We start from the raw sequence: 22,138 nt of genomic DNA, 5'->3' as shown, positions 1-22,138 counted from the left end.
TCAGGCCGCCGCCTTCGTCTCGTAGTGGCGCAGGAACAGCTCCTCCAGCGTGGGCGGCTGCGCGGTCAGGTCGCGGACTCCGAGGGCGGCCAGCCGGGCCAGCACCCCTGCCAGCGCGGCGCTGTCGACCTGGCAGTGCACCCGGCCGTCCGCCGTCATGGTCAGGTCGTGCACCCCGGGCAGGCCGGCGAGCCCGTCGGGCGGCCCGGGCAGGGTGGCGGTGATGGAGGTGCGGGTCAGGTGACGCAGTTCGGCCAGGGTGCCGGCCTCGACGGTACGTCCGGCGCGGATGATCGACACCCGGTCGCACAGCGCCTCGACCTCTGACAGGAGGTGGCTGGACAGGAGCACCGTCCGGCCGCCTGCCTGGGCCTGCGTCACGCAGTCGCGGAAGACGGCCTCCATCAGCGGGTCGAGCCCGGAGGTCGGCTCGTCCAGGAGCAGCAGCTCGGCGTCGCAGGCAAAGGCTGCGATCAGGGCGACCTTCTGCCGGTTGCCCTTGGAGTAGGTGCGTGTCTGCTTGCCGGGGTCCAGCGCGAAGCGCTCGATCAGCTCCGCCCGCCGGGCCGGGGAGACGCCGCCGCGCAGCCTGGCCAGCACGTCGATCACCTCTCCCCCGGTCAGGTTCGGCCACAGTGTGACGTCGCCGGGAACGTAGGCGAGCCTGCGGTGCAGCTCGACGGCCTGCCGCCAGGGGTCGCCGCCGAGCAGGCGGACGTGGCCGGCGTCGGTGCGCAGCAGCCCGAGCAGGACGCGTAACGTGGTGGTCTTCCCGCTGCCGTTCGGGCCGAGGAAGCCGTGCACCTCGCCCTGGCGCACGGTGAGGTCCAGGCCGTCCAGGGCGCGGGTGCGGCCGTAGGTCTTGACCAGGCCGGTGATCTCGATCGGGTCAGTCATCGCCGTGCTCCTCGGTCAGCCGGCGCCCGGCCTCGGACCGGGCGAACTCACCCATGGCCGTGTACACCTCGGCCATGGCCGCGCCGATGGCGGTGGTGTGCTCGCGGGCCAGCACGTCCACGCCCATGCGGCGGCTCAGGTAGGGGTGCAGGACGATCGTCCCGGCATGCATCGCGCTCATCACGGCGGCGGCGTCGCGTGCCTTGGCCGAGCCCGGCGGAAAACGATCGGGCCAGGTGCTGGTGAGGAACTCCTCGGTGACCCGGGCCGCGCCCGCGAAGAACTCCTCCGCCGCCGGCGAGCCCTCTGCCAGGGCACGGGCCAGGTAGCGCACCATCAGCTCGCTGCCCTCGTACAGGGCGGCCAGGCCGCCCGGATCGGGTTTGGCCGCCTCGTCCCTGGCGCGCTGGACGAGCCGCTCCAGCACGTAGGAGTCGCAAGCGTCGCGCAGCCCGTCCTTGGTGCCGTAGTGGTGCTGCACCAGACCGATCGAGACGCCGGCCGCGCGGGCGACGTCCTGCAGCCTGGTTGCCTTGATCCCGTGCTCGGCGAACTGCGCCAGCGCCGCATCCCTGATGCGAGCCCGGGCGGTGAGGTCGTCAAGCGCTCTGTCTCGATCCATGACTAGACAATATTCGATTATTGCTTCCAATATCTAGATATTGCCCACTGTCAAGCTGTTCGGATCCACCCACCCTCCTCCATGAACGGCTCCGGCAAGCTCCGCCGATGCACCGAGAAGAACGGCCGCGTCGTGGACTCCTACCTCGACCTCGCCGCAGCCTGCCCGCCCGTCAGGCCGACGCCGCGCCGAAGGCGGCGGCATGGTCGGCGACCCACTGCGCGTAGGTGAAGGGCGGTCTGCCGGTGACCTGTTCGACCGTCGGCAGGACCTCTGTGTGCTTGCCGACTCTTGCGGTGAGCAGGTTGACGTGATCGTCGACCCACGTCGAGGAACCCGTCGACCCCCTGGAAGACAAGGAACAGGAAGGCCCGCTCGATGCCGGACAGTGCCTCAGACAGGGTTTCCGGCTGGGGCCAGATCGCCGGTCACCGCCAAGCATCTCGGCGCGTACGTGATCGGTACCGCTCGTAGGTCCCAGCACGCCTTCGTCCATGCGCTGGGCGCCGACGAGGTGATCGACTACACCGAGGAGGACTTCGCCGAAACGGTCCGCGACGTCGACCTGGTCATCGCCAGCATCGGTGGCGACTACGGGGCGCGTTCCCCGCAGACGTTACGGAACGGCGGCACCCTCGCCCAGCTCAACCCGGAGCCTGACGAGGACCTCCCTATCGCCAGGCCGGGGATCGCGGTATCTGGGCGGGCTTCGTCCTCGTCGAGCCGGGCAACGCCGCGATGGCGACGATCGCCGAGCTGGTCGAGGCGGGCCGGCTTGACGTCCAGCAGCGCCGCGCACCCACCTCGTCTGCGTGGAGAGAATGGAGGCTCCTGCACGTTGAGGAAAGTGCTGGCGGTTGCCTGCGCGGAGCCGGTTCAGGAGTCGCGGTAGCCTGCCGTCATGGCTGAGATCCTGACGTTGACGCCCGATGATGCCGTCGCGATGCTGCTGGAGGGCAACCAGCGGTTCGTTGCCGGCACGCCGGAGCATCCCAACCAGGACGCCGCCCGCCGCGCCGGGATCGCGCCGGCGCAGAGCCCGTTCGCGGTCCTGTTCGGGTGCTCCGATTCCCGGCTGGCCGCCGAGATCATCTTCGATCGGGGGCTGGGTGATCTGTTCGTGGTCCGCACGGCCGGGCACGTGGCCGGTACGGAGGTGCTCGGCAGCATCGAGTACGGGGTGAGCGTGCTGGGCTGCCCGCTGGTCGTGGTCTTGGGCCATGACTCGTGCGGGGCCATCGCAGCGGCCTGTGCCGCCGCCGATGGCGGCAGCACACCGGCCGGTTTCGTCCGTGACGTGGTCGAGCGGGTGATGCCGAGCGTGCTGGCGGCCCGCGCCGCCGGACATGACCAGGCCGACCAGATCCTGCATGAGCACATCCGGCACAGCGTCGACCTGCTGCTGGAACGTTCTCGTGTCCTGGCCGAGCGGGTGGCCGATGGCCGGCTGGCGGTGGTGGGGCTGTCGTATAGGCTGGCCGACGGCAGCGCGCATCTGGTCGCCGCGCACGGCCTGAGCGGTGCTGCCGTCTGAATACGGTGAAAACCCGCTGCCGGCCGTCCTACCTTGCGGGCGGGGCGCCGGTTCGTCACTGATCATCGTGCGTGGAAGGTGGCGGCAGAGACCAGTAGGAGGATTGCTAGCGTGACGGTAAGACCTGGTGACATCGACACGCTGGCCATCGACAGGGCGGCCGGGGTGCTACGCGGCGGAGGCCTGGTGGCCTTTCCGACCGAAACCGTCTACGGTCTGGGCGCCAACGCCGCCGACGGCGCCGCCGTCGCGCGGATCTTCCAGGCCAAGGGCCGTCCGCCCTCCCACCCGCTGATCGTCCACCTCGGCGGCGCGGAGCAACTGGGCGACTGGGTCGAGGAGGTGCCCGCAAGGGCGCGCCTGCTGGCCGAGCGCTTCTGGCCGGGACCGCTGACGCTGGTCCTGCGGCGCGGCCGCCGAGTGGCCTTGGAAGCGACCGGCGGTTTGGAAACGGTGGCCGTGCGCGTGCCCGCCCATCCTGTCGCGCTCGCGCTGCTGTCGGCCTTCGACGACGGTATCGCAGCCCCGTCGGCCAACCGCTTCGGCTCGGTCAGCCCCACCACGGCCGCCCACGTCCGCGCCGAGCTCGGTGATGCCGTCGACCTCGTGCTGGACGGCGGCCCCTGCCACGTCGGCGTCGAGTCGACCATCGTCGACGCCACGGGCGACATCCCGAGCGTCCTGCGGCCCGGCGGAGTGACGCGCGAAGACCTCGAAGCAGTGCTGGGGCGCCCGCTCGCGGTCCCCGCCACGAGCCCGGTACGAGTGCCGGGCCAGCATCCCTCGCACTACGCGCCGCGGGCCCGGGTCGTCCTGGTCGAGCCCGAGAACGTGGTCGCCGAAGCGGAACGAGTGCAGGAGACGGGACGTCAGGTGGGCGTCCTTCTTCCCCCCGCCTTCGCCGACGCCGAGGTGAAGGCGCACGCCGTGGTGGCGCTGCCCGCTTCGATGGCCGCCTACGCGCGCGGGCTGTACGCCTTCCTGCGCGAACTCGACCAGCGAGGCTGCGACGTCATCATCGCATCCCCGCCGGCAGAGCAGGGGCTGGGAGTCGCGATCGCCAACCGGCTACGCCGAGCCGCCGGGCCCCGACCGTCTGCGTGACCGGCGCCGACGCCAGCCACGCCGCCGCATGGCGTCTGGCCTTGGCGCGCAGGCTCCCGGCCTGTGCAGCACTCCTCGAACCAGTACGGTTGATCCCTCCAGCGCAGGCGGCATGGGCAAACCGCGGCCGGCGGGAAGAACGAGGAAGCCGTGCCCGACCAGGCTGATCTGGTCAAGGTTGGCTTGGCTCGGGTGGACGACGCGTCCCTGTGCTTGCCGGGAAGCCGGATGTCGGAGGGGACAGCACGGAGACCTGGGCTGAGGCGATGTCGAAGTAGAGGCCCACCAGCTTCAGCGCCCCGGCCTCGACCTGTTCATCGACGTTGCGGTAGGTCCTCAGGTTCTCCAGTTGCTGCTGGACATTCATCCGGCAGAGCAGATCCAGGGCGGCGTCGTGGTGCTGCTCGGCCTTGTCTGCGCCGATCCGGGTCAGGCTGGGGTCGCCGTGCCGGAGCCAGCGGGCCAGGTGTGGCAGGCCGGCCGTGGTCGCCGGGCCGCTGAGCAGGGCGGCCATCGCGCCGCAACCGGAGTGTCCGCAGACGGTGATGGTGTGCACCTTCAGCACACCGGTGGCGTATTCGATGGCGGCCGTCACCGAGTCGTCGCCCGGCTGCGAGCCGGCACGCGGCACCAGGTTGCCGATGTTGCGCACGGTGAACAGGTCACCGGGGCCGCTGGAGGTGATCAGGCTCGGCACGATCCTGGAGTCGGCGCAGGTGATGAACAGGTGGGTGGGCTGCTGCTTGGCGGCCAGTTGGGTGAAGATGGGCCGTAGCAGCGGGGCCGTGCGCCGGTGGAACTCGTGCGTGCCCCGGGTGAGCCGGCATTCGACGGCTGTGGTGGCCGATGCGGTCCGGCGGTGCGTCCACGGCAGCCACCAGCGTCCGGCCGGCTTGGGCGGCCTCTTGGCCGGGAACACGCGTCTGCCGCCGGCGGCCATCGTGTACCACTCGTCGTGCAGGTCGTCGATGGTGACGGTGCCGCCCAGGCGTTCATGGTCCAGGCGCCAGGAGTGGATCGCCTCGAAGGCGGCGTTGTCCATGAAGTCGATGTTCAGGTCCAGGTCCACGGCGGTGCCGGCGGGGATCGTCCGCAGTTCCTGAGTCAGGTGAGGCACGCCGAGGAAGGTGAGCGAGCCGGAGACGGTGGCGTGCAGGCGTCCGTCCGGCTCCAGCCGCTTGGCGACCGTCACCCCCGTTAGCCGGCGCAGGGCCAGCAGCGCGGCCAGGGCGAGCCCGGCCAGGACGCCCTCGGCCAGCCCGATCAGGATCACTCCGGCCAGGGTGACCAGGTAGACGGGCACCTCGTGGTGGCCGTGCGCCTTCCTGAGGTGGCCGAGGCTGATCGTCTTGATGCCGGTGAAGACGAGCAGGGCCGCCAGCGCCTCCATCGGGATGAGCTGGATCGTCCAGCCCAGGCAGAGCGCGAACAGCAGCACCCAGAGGCCGTGCAGGATGGCCGACCAGCGGCTGCGGGCTCCGGCGCGGATGTTGGTGGTGCTGCGGATGATGACTCCGGCTACTGGCAGGCCGCCCAGGGCGCCGCTGACCATGTTGGCCACGCCCTGGCCGGTCAGTTCGCGGTCGAGGTCGGCGCGACTCCCGGCATGCATGCGGTCGGTGGCTACGCAGCACAGCAGCGATTCGGCCCCGGCCAGCAGCGCGATCAGCAGCGCCGCCCCGGCGACGTGGTGCCAGTCACCCTGGGGCAGCTGTGGTGGCGACCAGGAGCTGATCGCTCCGGACAGGTCGATGCGGGTGACGTTCCAGCCGAACACCCATGCGATGCCGGCGGCGACGAGCAGTGCCGCCAGTGGGGCCGGGATCGCTCTGATGTGTTTGGGCAGCCGGTTCCAGATCAGCAGGACGGTGATCATGAGCACACCGGCCATGACCTTGTGCCCGTGCATGTCGACGATCTGGCCGGGCAGTTGGGTCAGGTTCGCCAGGGCGGAGTGCTGAGGGCTGCCGCCCAGCACCACGTGGAGCTGGGCGAGGGCGATGATGATGCCGACCCCGGCCAGCATGCCGTGCACGACCGCGGGTGAGACGGCCAGCGCGGCGCGGGCCGCCTTGAACATCCCGAGCACCAGTTGCACCGCGCCGGCCAGGATGGTGATGAGGCAGGTGGCGCGCCAACCGTAGGTGTGCACCAGGCCGGCGATCACCAGGGTCAGGCTCGCCGTGGGTCCGCTCACCTGGACGGGCGAGCCGCCCAGCCGGCCCGCGACGATACCGCCCGCTATGGCGGCGATCAGCCCGGCCGCCAGTGGTGCCCCCGCGGCCATGGCGATGCCCAGGGACAGGGGAACGGCGACGAGGAAGACCACAAGCGACGCCGGGAGGTCATGCCTGAGAGTTAGCATAACGCTACGATGTGTAGCCATATTCATGCGGCACACCCTAACGGCCCCAGCAGACCTTCCCCGGGCGTTTGAAGAGCGCGCCGAACTCGCACCCAGAGCAATGGCGCGGATCAGAACCGCCGATCATCAGTTTGCGGCGCCCTACCCGTGGGTCCGGGCCCGGAGCACTGGCCCGGAGCTGTCTCAGAAGTGTTCCGCCACCTTCGGCAGTTCGTCCCCGGCAAGGCTGGGTTCGTTGTCGCGCACCTGCGCGGCGGTGACGGCGACGGTGGTGACGATGTCGGCCACGGTGGTGCCACGCGACAGGTCGTTGACCGGCTTGCGCAACCCCTCCATCCGCGTGGCGAGCACGATCTCCTCGGCGGTCACCAGCGGCGCGGCACCGATCCAGGACAGGTAGTCGTCCAGGAGGAGCCGGCTCATCGTGCCGTCCTGACCACCGCGAGCGGGCACGGGGAGTCACGCGGACCTGCTCATCCGAGACTGCGGTCATGAGCACGTTCCCTTCTCAGTGTGGTTCGCGGCAGTGCCCAAGGTGCGACTCTTCAGCCCGGTCCCGCGGGCGATGGTAGTGACGGCACGAGGATCGGCGGCTACCGCATGCCAGGGGTGGCAGCACCGTCGACTACAAGGTGCGCGACGGCGCGATCGTCTTCCGCACCACCCACGGCGGCCCCATGGACCAGGACCTGCGAACAGGCGTGGCGGGTGTGGAGATCAAGATCGGTTTCAGGTGGACCGGATCGACGAGCCGCGGCGCGAGGGCTGGAGCGTACTCGTCCAGGGTCCCGCCCACCATATGCCCGATGACGAACGTGAACCGGACGCGTGTAGAGGTCGCTGGTCCTCATCGTACGGACCCATGGCCTCACGGAAGGCACCTGATCTTCCGCGATGTGTGCTTCGGACCTGGCGGGAAAGGACTAACGTCCCTGTTCGCCGCGGCCCGAGTTCGCGAACAGTGGGACGCGGACACATTCGAGCGATCATCCGCCTGCCGGAAGACCGCGGCGAGCACGGAGGACATGACGGTGATGCCTTTGTCTGGGCTGACGTCGGCGGAGGCGGCCTTGCGGCTCGCGCGCGACGGCGCCAACCTGCTTCCGCAGAAGCCGCCCGTGCCCTTGTGGCGGCGCATCGCCACGCAGCTACGCGACCCGCTCATCATCGTCCTGCTCATCGCGGCGGTGCTGACCATCACGACGGGTGACTGGGCCGACGCGGCCGTGATCATGCTGGTGATCGTGGTCAACACCACCGTCGGAGTGGTGCAGGAGGTCCGGGCCGACCGCGCCATCACGGCCCTGGCACAGCTCGCCGGCCCGGAGGCACGCGTGGTCCGCGACGGCCGCCAGCAGCAGATCCCCTCCAGCGACGTCGTGGTGGGAGACCTGCTGATCCTGGCCGAGGGCGACATCGTCCCCGCCGACGCCAAAGTGCACCAATCGGCGGCACTGCTCGTCGACGAGTCGGCGCTGACGGGCGAGTCGGTGCCGGTGGACAAGGGCATCGACGCGCCGGTCTCGTCCGGCACCGTCGTGCTGCGCGGGCGCGGCCGGGCGGAGGTCACCGCCACCGGAGCGGCCAGCGCGAGCGGCCGCATCGCCTCCCTGATGGTCAAGGCAGCAGGGCTGACCCCGCTGCAACGCCGCCTGGTGGGAGTCGGCCGGCTCCTGGCCGGCGTCGCCGTGCTGCTGTCGGCGGTGGTCCTGGCCCTGGGACTGGTCCGCGGCCAGCCGGTGGAACTGATGGTGATCACCGCCATCAGCCTGGTCGTCGCCGCCGTCCCCGAGTCCCTGCCCGCCGTCGTGACGCTGAGCCTGGCACTGGGCGCACGCCGGATGGCCGCACGCAACGCCCTCGTCCGCAAGCTGCCCGCGGTGGAGACCCTCGGCTCCGTCACCGCCCTGGCCACCGACAAGACCGGCACCCTCACCGAGGGCCGCATGGTCGCCCGGCACCTGTGGACGCCATCGGCGCAGGCCACGGTCAGCGGCACCGGCTACGCCCCCGACGGCGACATCACCGGCGACCATGACCCCGGCGCCTTCCACGCGCTGCTGACGGCGGCGGTGCTCTGCAACGACGCCCGCCTCTCACCCCCGCACGACACGGACGGCGAATGGACGGCGCTGGGCGACCCCACCGAGGCGGCCCTGCTCGCCGCCGCCGCCAAACACGGCCTGGACCGCAAGGACGTGCAGCACCGCCTGCCCCGCCTGGCCGAGCTGCCCTTCGACAGCGACCGCAAGCGCATGACCACCCTGCACCAGCTGCCCGGCGGCGCCGCCCGCCTGATCTGCAAAGGCGCGCCCGAAGCCCTGCTCCACTACCCCGTCCTGACCGACGACCCGCAACTGCTCGCCCGCGCCGCCACACAGGCCGACCAGTTCGCCAAGAACGGATACCGGGTCCTCGCGGTGGCCAGCACCGACCTCGACACCGCCCCGGCCACGCTCCAGGAGAGCGGCCTGTCACTGCTCGGCCTGATCGCGATCCTGGACCCGCCACGCCCGGCCGCCGCCACCGCCATCGCCGACTGCAAACGCGCCGGCATCCGGCCCATCCTCATCACCGGCGACCACCCCGGCACCGCCCGCGCCATCGCCACCGAGCTGGGCATCATCACCGACGGCGACCCGGTCGTCGACTGCCGCGAACCCGCAGCCCTCGACCACGGCCAGGCCGGCGTCTACGCCCGCGCCACCCCCGAGCAGAAGCTCGACATCATCCAACGCCTGCAGAACCAGGGCGGCGTCCTGGCCATGACCGGCGACGGCGTCAACGACGGCCCCGCCCTGCGCCGCGCCGACATCGGCGTGGCCATGGGCAGACGCGGCACCGAAGTCGCCCGCCAGGCCGCCGACCTGGTCCTGGCCGACGACAACCTCGACACCGTCGTCGCCGCCGTCCAGGAAGGCCGCCGGGTCTACGCCAACATCCGCCGCTTCCTGGTCTACGGCCTGTCCGGCGGCGCCGCCGAGATCGCCGTGATGCTCCTCGGCCCGTTCGCCGGACTCCCGCTCCCCCTGCTCCCCGCCCAGATCCTGTGGATCAACCTGCTCACCCACGGACTGCCCGGCGTAGCCCTCGGCGGCGAGCCCACCGTCCCAGGAGCCATGACCGACCCACCCCGGCCACCCAGCCAGAGCATCCTCGGCGCGGGCCTGTGGCAACGCGTCATCCGCATCGCCGTCATCCTCACCACCGTCACCCTCGGCATCGCCATCTGGGCCGCAGCCACCGCACGCCCCTGGCAGAGCATGGCCTTCTTCGCCCTCGGCGCCACCCAGCTCGGCGTCGCCCTCGGCTCCCGCACCCGCCCAGGAACCCTGGCCAACCCCATGCTGCTGCTCGCCGTCGCCGGCGCGTTCATCCTGCAACTAGCAGCCCTGTACCTACCCCCACTGCGCCAACTCCTCAGCACCCAGCCACTGAACGCCGGCGACCTGCTGATCGTCACCGCGCTGTCCGTACTCGGCTACGCCGCCGCACGCCTCGACCGGATCCTGCACCCCACCCCCCGCCCGCAAGAACCTCAGCCCGCAATCACCGAGGGCGATCAGCAGCCGTCACGGGCCTTTCGTCCCTAACCAGCCGCACACGACCACGGGCACGCTACAGACATGAAACTCAACTCGGCCGGTCTGCAGGTACTCACCCACGAGGAGTGCATGCGCCTGCTGCCATCACGCCCGATCGGGCGCATCGTCTTCACCGACCGCGCACTGCCGGCCGTGCAGCCGGTCAACTTCTGCCTCGACGATCAGGACATCGTCATCCGGACGGCGGCCGGCTCCAATGCTCAGGCCGCCGGACAGCCGTGCTGCGCGATCCACACCGGCCCGGCACCAGGTGCCGGGTTCGCCAGGTGGGGCGCTGCCTTCGATTCGGCTGCACGACCCGCGTCACGGCGACGTTGTCGCTCGCCGCGGGCAACGGGATGAAGACCACCTCGGCGATGCTGCGGCACGCCAGCCTGGGGGATCACTGCGGACCTCTACACCAGCGAAACGCCTGGTCAGCGAGCCGCCGGAGGCCTCCCCCAAGGTATCCGTCCACGTGGTCAGCACAAGCAGTATCCGTGCAATGGCGGGCAGAACCAGCAGTTCACCAGGTCAGAGCTCTGCAGGGAGATTCGCATCGAACGGATGGTGCCCCGGATCACGGCTCAGGCGTCCCGCCGGACGAACGAGACGGCTGCGGCGGTGAGGGCGACCGCGAGCCACCCGGCCAGGACGAGCCCGCCCTCCATCGAGGTGAGGCCGGGGCCCGGCAGGTAGAGGCGGGCCCCGGCCGCGCCGGGGAGGTGGTCGCCGACGGCGTCCGGCAGGACGGGAGGGAGCACGAGGACGAGGACGAGCGTGGTGGCGAGCGAGGCGATGGCGTCCCTGGTGAGGGTGGCCACGGCGAGGGCGAGCAGCCCGATCAGGACGAGGTACGCGGCCGCCCGCGGAAGGGCGGCGCCATCGCCCATCGGCGCGCCGGTGAACAGGGCGCCCGCGAGCGCCGCGGCGAGAGCGAGCACCGCGGTGAGGATGGCCGCGACGAGGTAGGCGGCGATCTTGGCGGTGATGAGCCGCCCGCGCGCGGGGACCGCGGTGAGGCTGGTACGGGCCTGGGTGCCCGCGTACTCGGAGGCGACGGCCAGCACGCCCAGGACGATGAGGCCCGTCTGGACGTAACCGGTCGTGCCCAGGGCGGCCTCGGCGGCGCTCATGGCCCGGCCCGCGGCGAGCGCGGCACCCAGCGTCCCCGCGGCGGCGATGGTGACGCCGCAGGTCAGCAGCACGGCGGGCAGGGTTCTGAGTTTCGCCAGCTCCGCGGCGAACGTGTCCCGGGCCATCAGGCGTCCCTGCGTACGAACACGACCGCGGCGATCGCGAGCAGGACCGCCGCCCACCCGGTCATGACGAAGGCCCCGGTGACAGGACCGACCATGCTCTCGGCCGGATAGTTCGTCGCGAACATCTGTGCCCCGGCCACGTCGGGCAGGTACCTGGCCAGGGACGTGACCCTGGTCAGCAGGAACGAGACGGACACCACGGTCGTGTTGGCGATGAACACGACCATCGGCACGATGCCGCTGCGCGTCACGACGGTGACGGAGAAGGCGATCAGGGCGGTGAGCACCCAGTACGCCACCGCCCCGGCGGGCCGCCAGCCGACCGCCTCGATGAGCTGAGCCGGCGGGCTCGCGTACTCGCCGAGGATGACCTGTGTCATCAGGATCGCCGCGCCGATGGTGACGGCGGCGACGAGCGTGCTGAGGACGGCGAGCACGACCGCCTTGGCCGCCAGGAGCCGGGCCCGCCCGGGTATGGCCGTCAGCGTGGCCGGGATCTGCCGGCCACCGCCCGCGTCCTTGCCGGTGGCGGTGTACTCGCTGCTCATGATCACTATGCCCAGCACGATCACTCCGATCACGCCGGGCGCGGACAGGCTCAGCGCCAGGTCGTCGGAGGCGTAGTAGGTCGGCTCGCCGGCGGCGAGCCTGCCGGCCTGGTTGCGGGCCGACGAGGCGACGATGAACAGCGTGAACGCGGTGCCGGCGACGACGGCGACGCAGGCCGAGGGCAGCGTGCGGATCTTCCTGAACTCGGCGGAAACGGTGGTGAGCATGGTCAGGACAGGCTTCCGGTGGTGAGGGCGAAGAACGCGGCTTCGAGCGAGGGGTACCCGGCGGTGACCTCGGCCAGCGGACCGGCCGTGACCACCCGGCCGGCGCTGATGACCACGAGGTCGTCGGCGGTCTCGGCCATCTCGCTCATGAGGTGGCTGGACAGCAGCACGGTGTGGCCGTCCGCGGCGTGGCTCCTGAGCAGGTGGCGGATCCAGCGGATCCCGTCGGGGTCGAGGCCGTTGACCGGCTCGTCCAGAACGAGCACCTCGGGACGGCCGAGCAGGGCGGCGGCCATGCCGAGGCGCTGCCCCATGCCGAGCGAGAACGTGCCGACGCGTTTGCGGGCGGCGTGGGCCAGGCCGGTCTCCTCCAGCACCTCCTCCACGCGGCTCAGCGGGATGCCGTTGCTGCGGGCCACCCAGGACAGATGGGCGCGCGCCGTACGGGAGCGGTGGGCTCCGCTGCCTTCGAGCAGCGAGCCGACCGTGCGCAGCGGGTGGCACAGCTCACGGTACGGCCTGCCGCCGATGAGCGCGGTGCCCGCGCCGGCCCGGTCGAGGCCGAGCAGGATACGCAGCGTGGAGGACTTTCCGGCGCCGTTGGGGCCGAGGAAACCGGTGACGCGGCCGGGCGCGGCGGAGAAGGTCACGTCCTGGATGGCCGGTTTGCCGCGGTGGGACTTGGTGAGACCGGTGATTTCGATCATGGTCTTCAGCGTTCCAGTGTGCGCCGGGTGCGCGCATCGGCCAAAGGTTGACACCGCCGGGGCCGGTCAGTCCCGCCGCAGCTCCTCGACGAAGCCGCTCTCGTAGGCGAGGATGACGAGCTGGGTGCGGTCGCGTACGCCGAGCTTCAGGAACAACCTGCTCAGGTACGTCTTGACCGTGGCGCGGCTGAGGAAGAGCGCCGCGGCGATCTCGTCGTTGGACAGGCCGCGCACGATCGCCGCCACGACCTCCCGCTCGCGCCCGGTCAGCCCTTCCAGCCGCCCGCGCCGCTCGCGTTCCCCGCGGGCGGCCATGCCGGCGATCATCCGTTTGGTGACCTCGGGGGCGAGCATGGCGTTGCCCTCGTACGCGACGCGGACCGCCCGCAGGATCTCCTCCGTGCCGGCGTTCTTCAGCAGGAAGCCGGTGGCACCGGCGCGCAGGGCCTCGTAGACGTACTCGTCGAGGTCGAACGTGGTGAGGATGACCACCTTCGTCCCCGGGCAGGCCGCGCAGATGGCGCGCGTGGCCTCCAGGCCGTCCATGACCGGCATGCGGATGTCCATCAGCACGACGTCGGGCTCCAGCTCGCGCGCCGCCGCCACCGCCTCCCTGCCGTCACGCGCCTCCCCCGCCGGGCTCAGGCCGGGCTCGGCTGCGACGAGGTCGAGCAGGGACGTACGCAGGAGCTCCTGGTCCTCGGCCACCAGCACCGTGATCTCGTCAGGCACGGGTCGCCTCCGGAACGGGGATGACCGCGCACAGCTCGAACCCCCCGCCGGGGCGCGCCTCCGCGGTGCAGACGCCTCCCAGCATCTCGACCCGCTCGCGCAGCCCGACCAGCCCGAACCCGTCCGCCGCGGCGCCGCCGGGGCCGTCGTCGGTCACCGTGACGCGGAGCTCGCCGGGCGTGCCGCTCACCGTCACGGCACAGTGCGCGCCGGGGGCGTGGCGGGCGACGTTCGTCAGCCCCTCCTGCACGATCCGGTACGCGGCCAGCCCGACCCCCGCGGGCGGTTCCTCCGGGGTGCCTGTCATCGTGAACGTCACCGTGACTCCGCTCGCCCGCATGCGCTCGACCAGGGCGGGCAGGTCCCCGATGCCCGGCTGCGGATGGCGTTCCGCGGCCTCGCCGCCCTCGCGGACCGCTCCCAGCGTGGCCCGCAGCTCGTCCATGGCCTGCCTGCTCACGGTCTCGATCCGCCCGAGCCGGTCACGCATGCGTACCGCGTCGCCGGAGCGCGCCGCGACACCGGCCGCCACGGCGATCGTCCCCAGCGAGTGGGACACCACGTCGTGCACCTCCCTGGCCACGCGTAGCCGCTCGGCCGTCACCGCGGCCTGGCGCTCGGCGAGCATGGCGTGCTCGGCCTGGAGCGCGGCCCGCCGCGTCGTCCCGCCGAGCACCCAGGCGGCGGCCAGCGCGAGCAGGCTCAGCATCGTGTACCGCACCGTGTCCTCGGCGTCGGCCGTGCCGAGGAACGCCACGGCCGCGATCAGCATCCCGGACGCCGCGCCGACGGCGTTGAGCGACCTGCTGGTGCTGCGGCCCAGCGCCACCCGGTACAGCACCCACGCCGCCGCCACGAACGGATCGTGCGTCATGCCCAGCGCCGCCCCCGCCGCCGTCGTCCCCGCGACGGCGGCGAACGCGGCCACCGGCCATCGCGACCGCACCGTCATCCCGGCGGCCAGCAGCACGATCAGGGCGGTGTGCAACGCTGGGGCGCGGGCGTCGACGGGCAGCCAGAACACCAGAACGCACAGGAGCGCGGCACCGGCGTCCCACCGGGCGGAGCGCGGGTGACTGCCGTCGAACCAGTGGTGCTCGCTCATACGCCAGATCCTAGAGAGCCGCCGCACGGGCCCATCCCGGTGCGGAAGAGGGCCGCCGTTCTGGGAGGATCAGCTCATCGGAAGCTCGCACCATGCTGCCGCCCCGATCCGGGGCCTTGTCGAAGAAGCGGGTGAAGCAATGAGAGCGTGGGTGCTCCTTGTCATCGGTGTTCTCCTGGCCGCGGTCGGCGTCCTGTGGACGCTTCAAGGGCTCGGAGTCGTCGGTGGCAGCGTGATGAGCGGCAACACCATGTGGGCCGTCATCGGTCCCATCGTCCTGATCGCCGGCCTGGTCGTCGCGTTCGTCGGGCTGCGGCAGCGGCGACCGCCTTCATGACGGTCGCGCATCGGCCAAGTGGACGATCGCCGAACCCGACGACGGCAACGCTGGATATGCAGCCCGTACAGGCGACCCTGCCACGCTGACCAGGCGAACCGGCCTCATCGACGAGGTGAGGGCAGTCCCGCTCACCCGCGGGTGCCGGAGATCGCACGAAGTTCTCAGCGGGCACCCGCTGAGCCTGGAGAGAGGGTAAACGTTGCAGCACGGCGAACCGGCCACCAACACGGTCCTCAACCTCGACCGGGCCTTCTTGCAGGATCCGCATCGGGTCTACCGGAGCGTCCGCGAGGAGGGGCCGGTGCGGCCCGCGCTCGCGCACCGGCGGCTCAGGGTCTGGCTGGTCACCAGGTACGCCGAGGCCAGGGAGCTGCTCAACGACCCCAGGCTGGCCAAGGACAGCGCCAGGGCGGTGGAGCTGTTCCCGCCGGGGACCGCGGGCCCGTACGCCTCGTCGCTGTCGGCCCACATGCTCAACTCCGACCCGCCCGACCACACGCGCCTGCGCAGGCTGGTGAACAAGGCGTTCACCGCCAGGACGGTGTCGCGGCTGCGCCCGCGCATCGAGCAGATCACCGACGGCCTGCTCGACGACCTGGCCGAGGCGGGCGAGGCCGACCTCATGGAGTCGTTCGCCTTCCCCCTGCCGATCGCCGTCATCTGCGAGCTGCTCGGCATCCCGGCCTCGGATCACGACGAGTTCAGAACGTGGACCGCGCCGTTCGTGGCCGCCTCGTCGGCCGAGGCGATGCGCGAGGCCCACGCGTGGATGCTGGCGTACCTGACCGGCCTCGTCGCCGCCAAGCGGGCCGCGCCCGGCGAGGACCTGCTGTCGGAGCTGGTGCACATCTCCGACGAGGGTGACCGGCTCTCGCAGGACGAAGTGGTGTCCATGGCGTTCCTGCTCCTCGTGGCGGGACACGAGACCACGGTCAACCTGATCGCCAACAGCGTGCTCGCCCTGCTCGGCGACCCCGCCCAGATGGCCATGCTGCGGGCCGACCCGTCCCTGCTGCCGGGCGCGGTGGAGGAGTTCCTGCGCTTCGACGGCCCGATCAACATCGCGACCCTGCGTTTCACCACCGAGGCGATCCGGGTCGGCGACATCGAGATCCCCGCGGACGAGTTCGTCTTCATCTCCCTGCTGGCCGCCAACCGCGACCCGGACCGCTATCCGGACCCCGACCGGCTCGACATCACCAGGCCGGGCGGCGGCCACCTGGCCTTCGGCCACGGCATCCACTACTGCGTGGGCGCGCCGCTGGCCAGGCTGGAAGCGCAGATCGCCATCGGGAGGCTGCTCGGCCGCTTCTCCACCATCGAGCTGGGCTCGCCCGTCCTGCAGTGGCGCGCCAGCACCCTCATCCGAGGGCTGCAGACCCTGCCCGTGCGGGTCCGCTGACGCGCGGTATCGCGTACCCGCGCGACCGCGTGCGGCTCCCGGACGGCACGTCCACCCACGATCCGGGCGACGAGGCCGGTGGCGAATTCATCACGAGATGGTGACATAACGGCATCAGGGCCACCCGCCCGGCGAGACTTGCCATAGGGGGATTTCCACACCGGGCTCCGAACGGAGGGCCATTCGTGACGGGGGAACGGACGGGTGTAACGGAAGATCCGGCGGGCGAGCGGGACAAGGGGCAGATCCTCTTTCTGGTGTGCCGGTGGATCCCGGTGGCGATCCTGCTGCAGTACGGCTTCGCCAAGATCTTCGGCGCCCAGTTCACCATCCTGGACTCGGAGCTGGACAAGCCCCTGGGCACGGTCAGCGGGTTCTGGCTGACCTGGTATTACTTCGGGTATTCACCGGTCTTCGGCAACATGATCGCGCTGGCTCAGATAGGCCTCGGTGTCGCGCTGGCCTTCCGCCGTACCGCTCTGCTCGGCGCCGCGGGCACGGTGCCGCTGCTCGGTGGGATCGCCGTGCTCGACCTCTCGTACGCGATCGCCCTCGACGCCATGCTGATCGCCCTGATCGGCGCCGGCTGTGCCGCGTACGTGCTGTGGCGGCACCGGGCAGAACTGGCCGCGGTCTTCTGGAAGAACGGCCAGGACGCTTCCTGGAAGAACGGCCAGGACGGCGGCGCTCCCCCGCCGCCTCGCACGCGGCGCCGCTGGGTGCCTGCCGGTGTCCTGGTGCTTCTGCTCGCGCTGACGTCCTCGTGCTCGTTCTACGTCGCCAACTACAACAACCGCGTGCCCACGCCGCTCGACGGGACCTGGGACGTGACCGCGGGCAGTTTCCGGCCACCGGGACTGCCGGGCCCCGCCGAGCGCGTCTACTTCGAGCGCAATCGCGCCTTCCAGGCGGTGTTGCGCAGCGGCCAGACCTGGCAGACGTACCACTTCGAGGTCGATGCAGCCACCACCACGATCAGGCTCTGGCGGACCTGGTTGAGCAAGGGCGAGCAGCTCCTGTCCGGGACGTACTCGCTCGGCACGGGCCGGCTGACGATCACCGGGAACGACCTCGTGACGGGGCGGCCGCTGGTGCTGGAGCTGCGCAGCGTCCCCGTCGCTCGGCTCCGCCCGGTTCAGCTGGGCCACTCCGAACGATTTGATGAATCCTCGAAGTATTTGTGACCCGTGTGGCCGCGTCCCTATCGTCGCCGCCATGGAGATCTTGCCTCTCGATCCCGCGACGCTCCCGGACGCGATGGGTAACTACACGCATGGCACCTTGGTGGCCGATGTCCGGCGCACTGTGTTCGTCAGTGGCCAGGTGCCCTGGGCCAGGCAGGGCGTGGTTCCCGGAGACTTTGACTCCCAGTGCCGCTTGACGTGGCGGAACGTCTTCGCCGTGCTGGCCGAGGCCGGCATGGGCGTCCACAACCTCGCCAAGGTCACGACGTACCTCTCCGACCGCAGGTACCGGGAAGCCAACAGCCGCATCCGCCAGGAGATTCTCGGGGATCACCGTCCTGCTCTCACCATCATCATCACCGACATCTATGCCGAGGAGTGGCTGCTGGAGATCGAGGCGATCGCCGTCGAATGACCGGTCACCCGATGTGCGCGTCCAGCAGGTGCCGGCCCAGCGGAGTCAGCTCGTGCCGGGCCGTCCGTGCCGCCCGGGTAGTGACGACCAGCCCGGCACGTCGCAGGTTCGCCACATGTGTCGAGGCGGTCGCCGGCGTGACGCCCAACGCCGTGGCGAGGTCCGTGGTGCCGCAGCCGGGGCGATCGGCAAGAGCCCGCAAGGCCGCCGCGCGGCGCTCACCGATCACCCCGGCCAGACGCCCATCCGGCCAGCTGCGTCCACCGTTGTCACGCCAGAACGCCCCGGCCGTGCGCGCCGGGTAGAAGAGCATCGGCTGCTGCCGGTCGTTGAGCTGCCGGTGCACACCATCGGTCAGGAACATGCTCGGCACCAGAATCAGCCCGCGGCCGCCGAGGGCGAAATCGGGCGCGCCCGGCCCGTCGAATCCCAGATGCGGATACTCCCAACGCACATGTGGAGGGCACAAGGTGGCGAGCATGGCGTCCAGGCCATGCTGTGCCGCGAGCCGGGCACGATAGGCCACATCCGCCGCCAACTGGGCGTGCAGCCGTGGCCAATCGGGGGCCAGTACCGCGTGGTGGAACGCCGTGAAAGCGTGCCTCAACGTTCGCCGAGCACGGTCGGGATGGTGCAGCAGCGTGTCGATGACCACCGGAACGGTCTCCAGTACGCCGGCGAACGCAGCCGTGTCCTGTTGCACCGGCGCGGATGAGTCGTCGAGCGCCGCGTGAAGTTCGTCCTCGAACGACATCGAGTCGGCGGCGGGCTGCGGCGTCAGAAAGTCCGGCAGATGCCGGGTGTGCGCCGAGCACAGCGTCACCACCGGCCGAGCCATCGCGGGCAACACCGCACGGCTGGCACGACGCCACGCGGCCAGACCGGGCGGCGGCTTCGGCAGTCCGAGGCCACGCGCCGCTTTCAGCGTTTCCTGGAAGGGCAGGATGGCGAATCGGACACGACCGAGGTCCAATTCCGAGAACACCAGGCGCGGCATACGCCGAAGGCTAGCAACGTGCCCGCTCAGGTCGGCCCGTCATCGGCGCAGGCGCAGGCGGGCGCGTAGATCTCACCGCCTGACCTTGCTGTACTTCACCGGGCACGGGCTGAAGGACGACGCCGGGCGGCCGTACCCGGCGATGACCGGCACCCGGCGTGGCGGTCGCGCCGTCGGTGCTGACTGACCGGAGGCTCGTCCACGGATTCCGGGGTGGCGTCAGCGGCTGATGGGTGGTGGGCGGCTTTCGAGCGGATTGGCGGCGATCCGCCCCGCGACGTCGTTCCTGACCGATGCGGCGGCGGCGCTGTCCGGCTTGCGCCTCGTCTGGTCCTCGAAGCACGCCAGGAACTCCGCGCCGAATCCCAGCCGAGGGTAGCGGGCGAGCAGCTCGGTCCTGGCGTCCGGCGGGAACTCCTCCGGATGCCGGCCGACCACCTCCCAGCTTGAGGCGACCTGCAGCAGGTGGGACTCGGGGTCGGTGGCCGCAGACACGTCGTCGCGCATGTGCAGCGTGATGATCTCGGTGACCCTGGCGGCCCGCTCCACCGGCCAGCCGGCCGCCACGCCGAAGACCCAGGCCAGTTGCCCTCCCGCCTCCTCGAACGGCAGCCGATGGCTGTCGAAGGCCTCCGTCAGCCCGAGGTCGTGGAGCAGCGCAGAAACGTAGTAGAGCTCGTCGTCGAAGGCGATCCCGTGCGCCGCGGCGTACACCGTTCCCCACAGGTAGGAGCGGACGCAGTGGTTGAGCAGCGCCGGCGAGTAGAAGCGGGTGGCCACCGACAGCGCCGCCGCGGCGGCGGGAGTCTCCGGAAACATGCGTCCAGCCTTCCATCTGGGCGTACGGTCTCGATGTCCGATCTCGGCCGCGTTCCCGTGGTGGTACCCGACGCGGGGGTCGCGCTGGTCGAACCCGCGCCGCTGTGCCCAGCCGATGGCCCTGCCTTGGCGGATGGCCGACCTTCGTACCGGTGGTCATGCCCACGGGGCGAAGCCCTCGTGCCGGACCGTCCAGCCGCCGTCGCGAGGGAAGCCGGGGCAGTCGCCGTCGGCGCCGACGTCGAGCGCAAACGCGGCAAAATCAAGAACTCGCCCAGCACCAGGTCATCCGCTCCAGCGCTGGCCGGTGTAATTCCCGCAGGGCTTGAGCACCAGGGCGACGTAGTTGGCCGGGGTCCCGGCCGTGTCCAGACATAGGCCGCTTGTGAGGTTGGTGAGCCTGCCCGTGCTCGGGTTGTACCGCCATTGCTGGCCGCTGAAGTGGCCGCAGTCACGAACTTGCACCTGCACACCAGGCCCCTGGGGGCCGTCGGTGTCGATGCACAGTCCGCTGGCGGTGTTGGTGATCGGGCCTGGTCCCAGGGAAGGCGGTCGTGTGCTGGGTTGCGGGTCAGATGCCGGCGCGATGTAGCCGGGGGTGCCGATGACCGTCCCTGAACGCGTCAACTGCCCGGTGGCGTCCAGAGCGCGGACGATCCCGAAGTCGATGACCCGCGGGCCGACCGGTGACAGCAGCACGTTGGAGGGTTTGAGGGTCGCGATCTACCACCTTGGCCTGGTGGATGGCGGTCAGGGCCGTCGCGATGCCGACCGCGAGCGCGTCGAGATCGGCTCCACGCAGCGGGCCGTTGGCGGACACCGCCTCCTGCAGGCTCGGGCCGTCGATGAAGTCGGTGGCGACCCACAGCGGGTCCTGGTCCAGTCCGGCGTCCAGAACTGGCCCGGTGCAGAACCGCCGCACGCGCCGCGCCGCTGTCGCTTCCTGCCGGAACCGCTCCCGGAACTCGGGCTCACGCGCCAGTTCGGCGTTGATGACCTTCACCGCGACCCGCCGTCCGCCGCGGTCTTCGGCAAGCCACACCGTGCCCATCCCGCCGCGGCCAGCCGACGGACAACGCGATACGGCCCGATCATCTCGACCATGTCCACAGCATTGCAGAACATTCGTGTGAAGGAATGCTTGCCATCTTCGAAGGGCGAGCCGCTCCGGAGCTCTTGGGCTGGGGCCCGGGCCAGAGTGGCGCCGCTCGGCTCGGAGGAACGGATCTGGTGCGGGTGCAGGCGTGCGAGGCGGTGGTGGCGATGGTGTCGTTGCTGGAAGGCGAGGACGCCGATGCCGGCGTAACTCTGCAGGACGCTCCAGGCAGTCGGGACGAGGTGGCGCGACCGGCTCTTGCTTCACGCTGACACGCGACGACCGCCGTTCTGCCGGGCGCGAAGGTGGAAGCGCAGATGCAATCGCGTGCTGCCGTCGCTGTCGTCGAGGCGGATCTCGTCACACAGTCGCCGCAGCAGCCAGAAGCCGATGTCCTGGCCGCCGAGCAGGTCGGGGCCGGCGTCGACGGTCCAGTACGCCATGGTCAACGCGCCGGTCACGTCCACGATCTCCAGGCTCACGCCACCCGCGTCGCTCCAGGCGATCAAGGTGCCGCCTCCGCCGTGCTCCAGCACCTTGGTGGCGGCCTCGCTCGCCGCGATCATCAGGTCCATCAGCCGCTTGCCGGTCAGTCCGGCACCGGTGCCGAAGGCCCGCACTCCCGCACGCAGGGCGGCGACATCGTCCGTGATCGGCCATTCCAATCGGAAACCCGACAACACGTCGATCGCCACCCTTCGCCAGTGGGGTCTGCCTACGCAAACCCCTGCCCCGTCGGCAACGTGATACACGGAGGGGGCCAGTGACCTACGGCGATACCGGCGGCCGGAGCCTCAGGCGCGAAGCCGAGCACGGCTTCCACGGCGCACACGGCCGCGAGCGCGAAGACGATGAAGGTGATCACGGCGACGGCTCCGTGCGTCGCCATCCAGGCGTTGCCGATGAATTCACCGGCCCAAACCTGGATTCGCCTCTCGCGCCGATCCGGCCGCTCACCTCCGAGCAGAGCGCGGATGTTTGCCTTGCCCGTCAAGATCCTTTGCCCAGCGCGGGTCTACTCGGGGATGACGGCTGGGGGCAGCCTGCTGCCTTACGTGATATCTGCGCAGTCACAAGCCGTCACATCGCTGGCATGATCAACAGTCGCCGCGCATAGTCGCGATGCCGTCGGGTGGGCGGGCGGCCTCGGGATCGCGGGTCAAGGCGCGTACCCGCCGGCCCGCGCCCACCGGTCAG

25 protein-coding genes and 1 pseudogene are annotated in these 22,138 nt (G+C 70.8%); 10 read left to right on the top strand and 16 right to left on the bottom strand.

Translation table 11 applies throughout. The features are described 5' to 3' along the window. On the bottom strand, nt 1–897 hold the full coding sequence (locus HD593_RS26420) for an ABC transporter ATP-binding protein (protein ID WP_185104774.1): 897 nt from the start codon (nt 895–897) through the stop codon (nt 1–3). Then, a complete protein-coding gene (locus HD593_RS26415) occupies nt 890–1,519 on the bottom strand; it encodes a TetR/AcrR family transcriptional regulator (RefSeq protein ID WP_185104773.1) in 630 nt (209 codons plus the stop codon). Before HD593_RS26415 ends, HD593_RS26420 begins: the two co-directional genes overlap by 8 nt. An 81-nt stretch (nt 1,520–1,600) precedes the next feature. Between HD593_RS26415 and HD593_RS65190 the strand changes: the two are divergent. After that, a pseudogene (locus tag HD593_RS65190) lies at nt 1,601–1,750 on the top strand (IS5/IS1182 family transposase); the annotation flags it as partial. On the opposite strand, the gene HD593_RS60405 reads toward HD593_RS65190, so the two are convergent. Then, the gene (locus HD593_RS60405; protein ID WP_221524970.1) at nt 1,692–1,877 is read right to left on the bottom strand and encodes a hypothetical protein; all 186 of its coding nucleotides are present in this window, start codon (nt 1,875–1,877) and stop codon (nt 1,692–1,694) included. The pseudogene HD593_RS65190 and the gene HD593_RS60405 overlap by 59 nt on opposite strands. Between HD593_RS60405 and HD593_RS65185 the strand changes: the two genes are divergently transcribed. The 3 genes from HD593_RS65185 to HD593_RS26390 all read left to right on the top strand — a co-directional run bounded on the left by HD593_RS65185 (nt 1,797) and on the right by HD593_RS26390 (nt 4,157). Beyond that, nucleotides 1,797–2,411 (top strand): zinc-binding dehydrogenase, encoded by a 615-nt coding sequence (locus HD593_RS65185; protein ID WP_345154135.1) that lies wholly within the window; start codon nt 1,797–1,799, stop codon nt 2,409–2,411. The two genes, HD593_RS60405 and HD593_RS65185, sit on opposite strands and share 81 nt — an antisense overlap. A gap of 9 nt (nt 2,412–2,420) precedes the next feature. Then, a complete protein-coding gene (locus tag HD593_RS26395) occupies nt 2,421–3,053 on the top strand; it encodes a carbonic anhydrase (protein ID WP_185104771.1) in 633 nt (210 codons plus the stop codon). A 111-nt stretch (nt 3,054–3,164) separates the two neighbouring features. Next, nucleotides 3,165–4,157, top strand: a complete 993-nt coding sequence (locus HD593_RS26390) for an L-threonylcarbamoyladenylate synthase (RefSeq protein ID WP_185104770.1) — start codon at nt 3,165–3,167, stop codon at nt 4,155–4,157. Between the two features lie 172 nt (nt 4,158–4,329). Here HD593_RS26390 and HD593_RS26385 read toward each other — a convergent pair whose 3' ends face one another. Further along, on the bottom strand, nt 4,330–6,522 hold the full coding sequence (locus HD593_RS26385; protein ID WP_246546736.1) for a SulP family inorganic anion transporter: 2,193 nt from the start codon (nt 6,520–6,522) through the stop codon (nt 4,330–4,332). Between the two features lie 183 nt (nt 6,523–6,705). After that, nucleotides 6,706–6,945 (bottom strand): phosphate acyltransferase, encoded by a 240-nt coding sequence (locus HD593_RS26380; RefSeq protein WP_185104768.1) that lies wholly within the window; start codon nt 6,943–6,945, stop codon nt 6,706–6,708. Nucleotides 6,946–7,556: 611 nt separating this feature from the next. Between HD593_RS26380 and HD593_RS26375 the strand changes: the two genes are divergently transcribed. Both HD593_RS26375 and HD593_RS26370 read left to right on the top strand, forming a co-directional pair. After that, nucleotides 7,557–10,115, top strand: coding sequence for a cation-translocating P-type ATPase (locus HD593_RS26375; protein WP_185112131.1), 2,559 nt, complete (start codon nt 7,557–7,559; stop codon nt 10,113–10,115). 33 nt (nt 10,116–10,148) lie between these two features. Then, a complete protein-coding gene (locus HD593_RS26370) occupies nt 10,149–10,469 on the top strand; it encodes a pyridoxamine 5'-phosphate oxidase family protein (protein WP_185104767.1) in 321 nt (106 codons plus the stop codon). A gap of 224 nt (nt 10,470–10,693) precedes the next feature. Here HD593_RS26370 and HD593_RS26365 read toward each other — a convergent pair whose 3' ends face one another. From HD593_RS26365 to HD593_RS26345, 5 genes are all read right to left on the bottom strand, one after another. Further along, complete coding sequence (locus HD593_RS26365; protein ID WP_185104766.1) at nt 10,694–11,368, bottom strand: ABC transporter permease; 675 nt, start codon at nt 11,366–11,368, stop codon at nt 10,694–10,696. Further along, nucleotides 11,368–12,144: an ABC transporter permease gene (locus HD593_RS26360; RefSeq protein WP_246546735.1), complete on the bottom strand. Its 777-nt coding sequence runs from the start codon at nt 12,142–12,144 to the stop codon at nt 11,368–11,370. Before HD593_RS26360 ends, HD593_RS26365 begins: the two co-directional genes overlap by 1 nt. 2 nt (nt 12,145–12,146) lie before the next feature. Then, nucleotides 12,147–12,851: an ABC transporter ATP-binding protein gene (locus HD593_RS26355; RefSeq protein ID WP_185104765.1), complete on the bottom strand. Its 705-nt coding sequence runs from the start codon at nt 12,849–12,851 to the stop codon at nt 12,147–12,149. A gap of 66 nt (nt 12,852–12,917) precedes the next feature. Then, the gene (locus HD593_RS26350) at nt 12,918–13,583 is read right to left on the bottom strand and encodes a response regulator transcription factor (RefSeq protein ID WP_185104764.1); all 666 of its coding nucleotides are present in this window, start codon (nt 13,581–13,583) and stop codon (nt 12,918–12,920) included. Then, nucleotides 13,576–14,688, bottom strand: a complete 1,113-nt coding sequence (locus HD593_RS26345; protein ID WP_185104763.1) for a sensor histidine kinase — start codon at nt 14,686–14,688, stop codon at nt 13,576–13,578. Before HD593_RS26345 ends, HD593_RS26350 begins: the two co-directional genes overlap by 8 nt. A 151-nt stretch (nt 14,689–14,839) precedes the next feature. Between HD593_RS26345 and HD593_RS26340 the strand changes: the two genes are divergently transcribed. From HD593_RS26340 to HD593_RS26325, 4 genes are all read left to right on the top strand, one after another. Next, a complete protein-coding gene (locus HD593_RS26340) occupies nt 14,840–15,025 on the top strand; it encodes a hypothetical protein (RefSeq protein ID WP_221524969.1) in 186 nt (61 codons plus the stop codon). Nucleotides 15,026–15,227: 202 nt separating this feature from the next. Further along, nucleotides 15,228–16,430: a cytochrome P450 family protein gene (locus tag HD593_RS26335; RefSeq protein WP_185104761.1), complete on the top strand. Its 1,203-nt coding sequence runs from the start codon at nt 15,228–15,230 to the stop codon at nt 16,428–16,430. Nucleotides 16,431–16,615: 185 nt separating this feature from the next. Further along, nucleotides 16,616–17,614, top strand: coding sequence for a hypothetical protein (locus HD593_RS26330; RefSeq protein WP_185104760.1), 999 nt, complete (start codon nt 16,616–16,618; stop codon nt 17,612–17,614). 31 nt (nt 17,615–17,645) lie between these two features. Continuing rightward, the gene (locus HD593_RS26325; RefSeq protein ID WP_246546734.1) at nt 17,646–18,029 is read left to right on the top strand and encodes a RidA family protein; all 384 of its coding nucleotides are present in this window, start codon (nt 17,646–17,648) and stop codon (nt 18,027–18,029) included. 4 nt (nt 18,030–18,033) lie between these two features. On the opposite strand, the gene HD593_RS26320 is transcribed toward HD593_RS26325, so the two are convergent. The 6 genes from HD593_RS26320 to HD593_RS26295 all read right to left on the bottom strand — a co-directional run bounded on the left by HD593_RS26320 (nt 18,034) and on the right by HD593_RS26295 (nt 21,935). Beyond that, nucleotides 18,034–19,026: a DUF5937 family protein gene (locus tag HD593_RS26320; RefSeq protein WP_185104758.1), complete on the bottom strand. Its 993-nt coding sequence runs from the start codon at nt 19,024–19,026 to the stop codon at nt 18,034–18,036. Nucleotides 19,027–19,245: 219 nt separating this feature from the next. Beyond that, entirely contained in the window at nt 19,246–19,845 is a 600-nt protein-coding gene (locus tag HD593_RS26315) for an HD domain-containing protein (protein WP_185104757.1), read from the bottom strand. Nucleotides 19,846–20,130: 285 nt separating this feature from the next. Further along, on the bottom strand, nt 20,131–20,472 hold the full coding sequence (locus HD593_RS61800) for an RICIN domain-containing protein (protein WP_246546733.1): 342 nt from the start codon (nt 20,470–20,472) through the stop codon (nt 20,131–20,133). After that, entirely contained in the window at nt 20,417–20,896 is a 480-nt protein-coding gene (locus tag HD593_RS26305) for a protein kinase family protein (protein WP_246546732.1), read from the bottom strand. The genes HD593_RS61800 and HD593_RS26305 overlap by 56 nt, the downstream gene beginning before the upstream one ends. Nucleotides 20,897–21,204: 308 nt before the next feature. After that, the gene (locus tag HD593_RS26300) at nt 21,205–21,636 is read right to left on the bottom strand and encodes an ATP-binding protein (RefSeq protein ID WP_185104756.1); all 432 of its coding nucleotides are present in this window, start codon (nt 21,634–21,636) and stop codon (nt 21,205–21,207) included. A 20-nt stretch (nt 21,637–21,656) separates the two neighbouring features. Then, nucleotides 21,657–21,935: a hypothetical protein gene (locus HD593_RS26295; RefSeq protein ID WP_185104755.1), complete on the bottom strand. Its 279-nt coding sequence runs from the start codon at nt 21,933–21,935 to the stop codon at nt 21,657–21,659. Between the last annotated feature and the right edge of the window lie 203 nt (nt 21,936–22,138).

Source organism: Nonomuraea rubra, from assembly GCF_014207985.1.
GTDB classification, from domain to species: domain Bacteria; phylum Actinomycetota; class Actinomycetes; order Streptosporangiales; family Streptosporangiaceae; genus Nonomuraea; species Nonomuraea rubra.
This window is presented reverse-complemented; position numbering and strand designations above follow the sequence as displayed.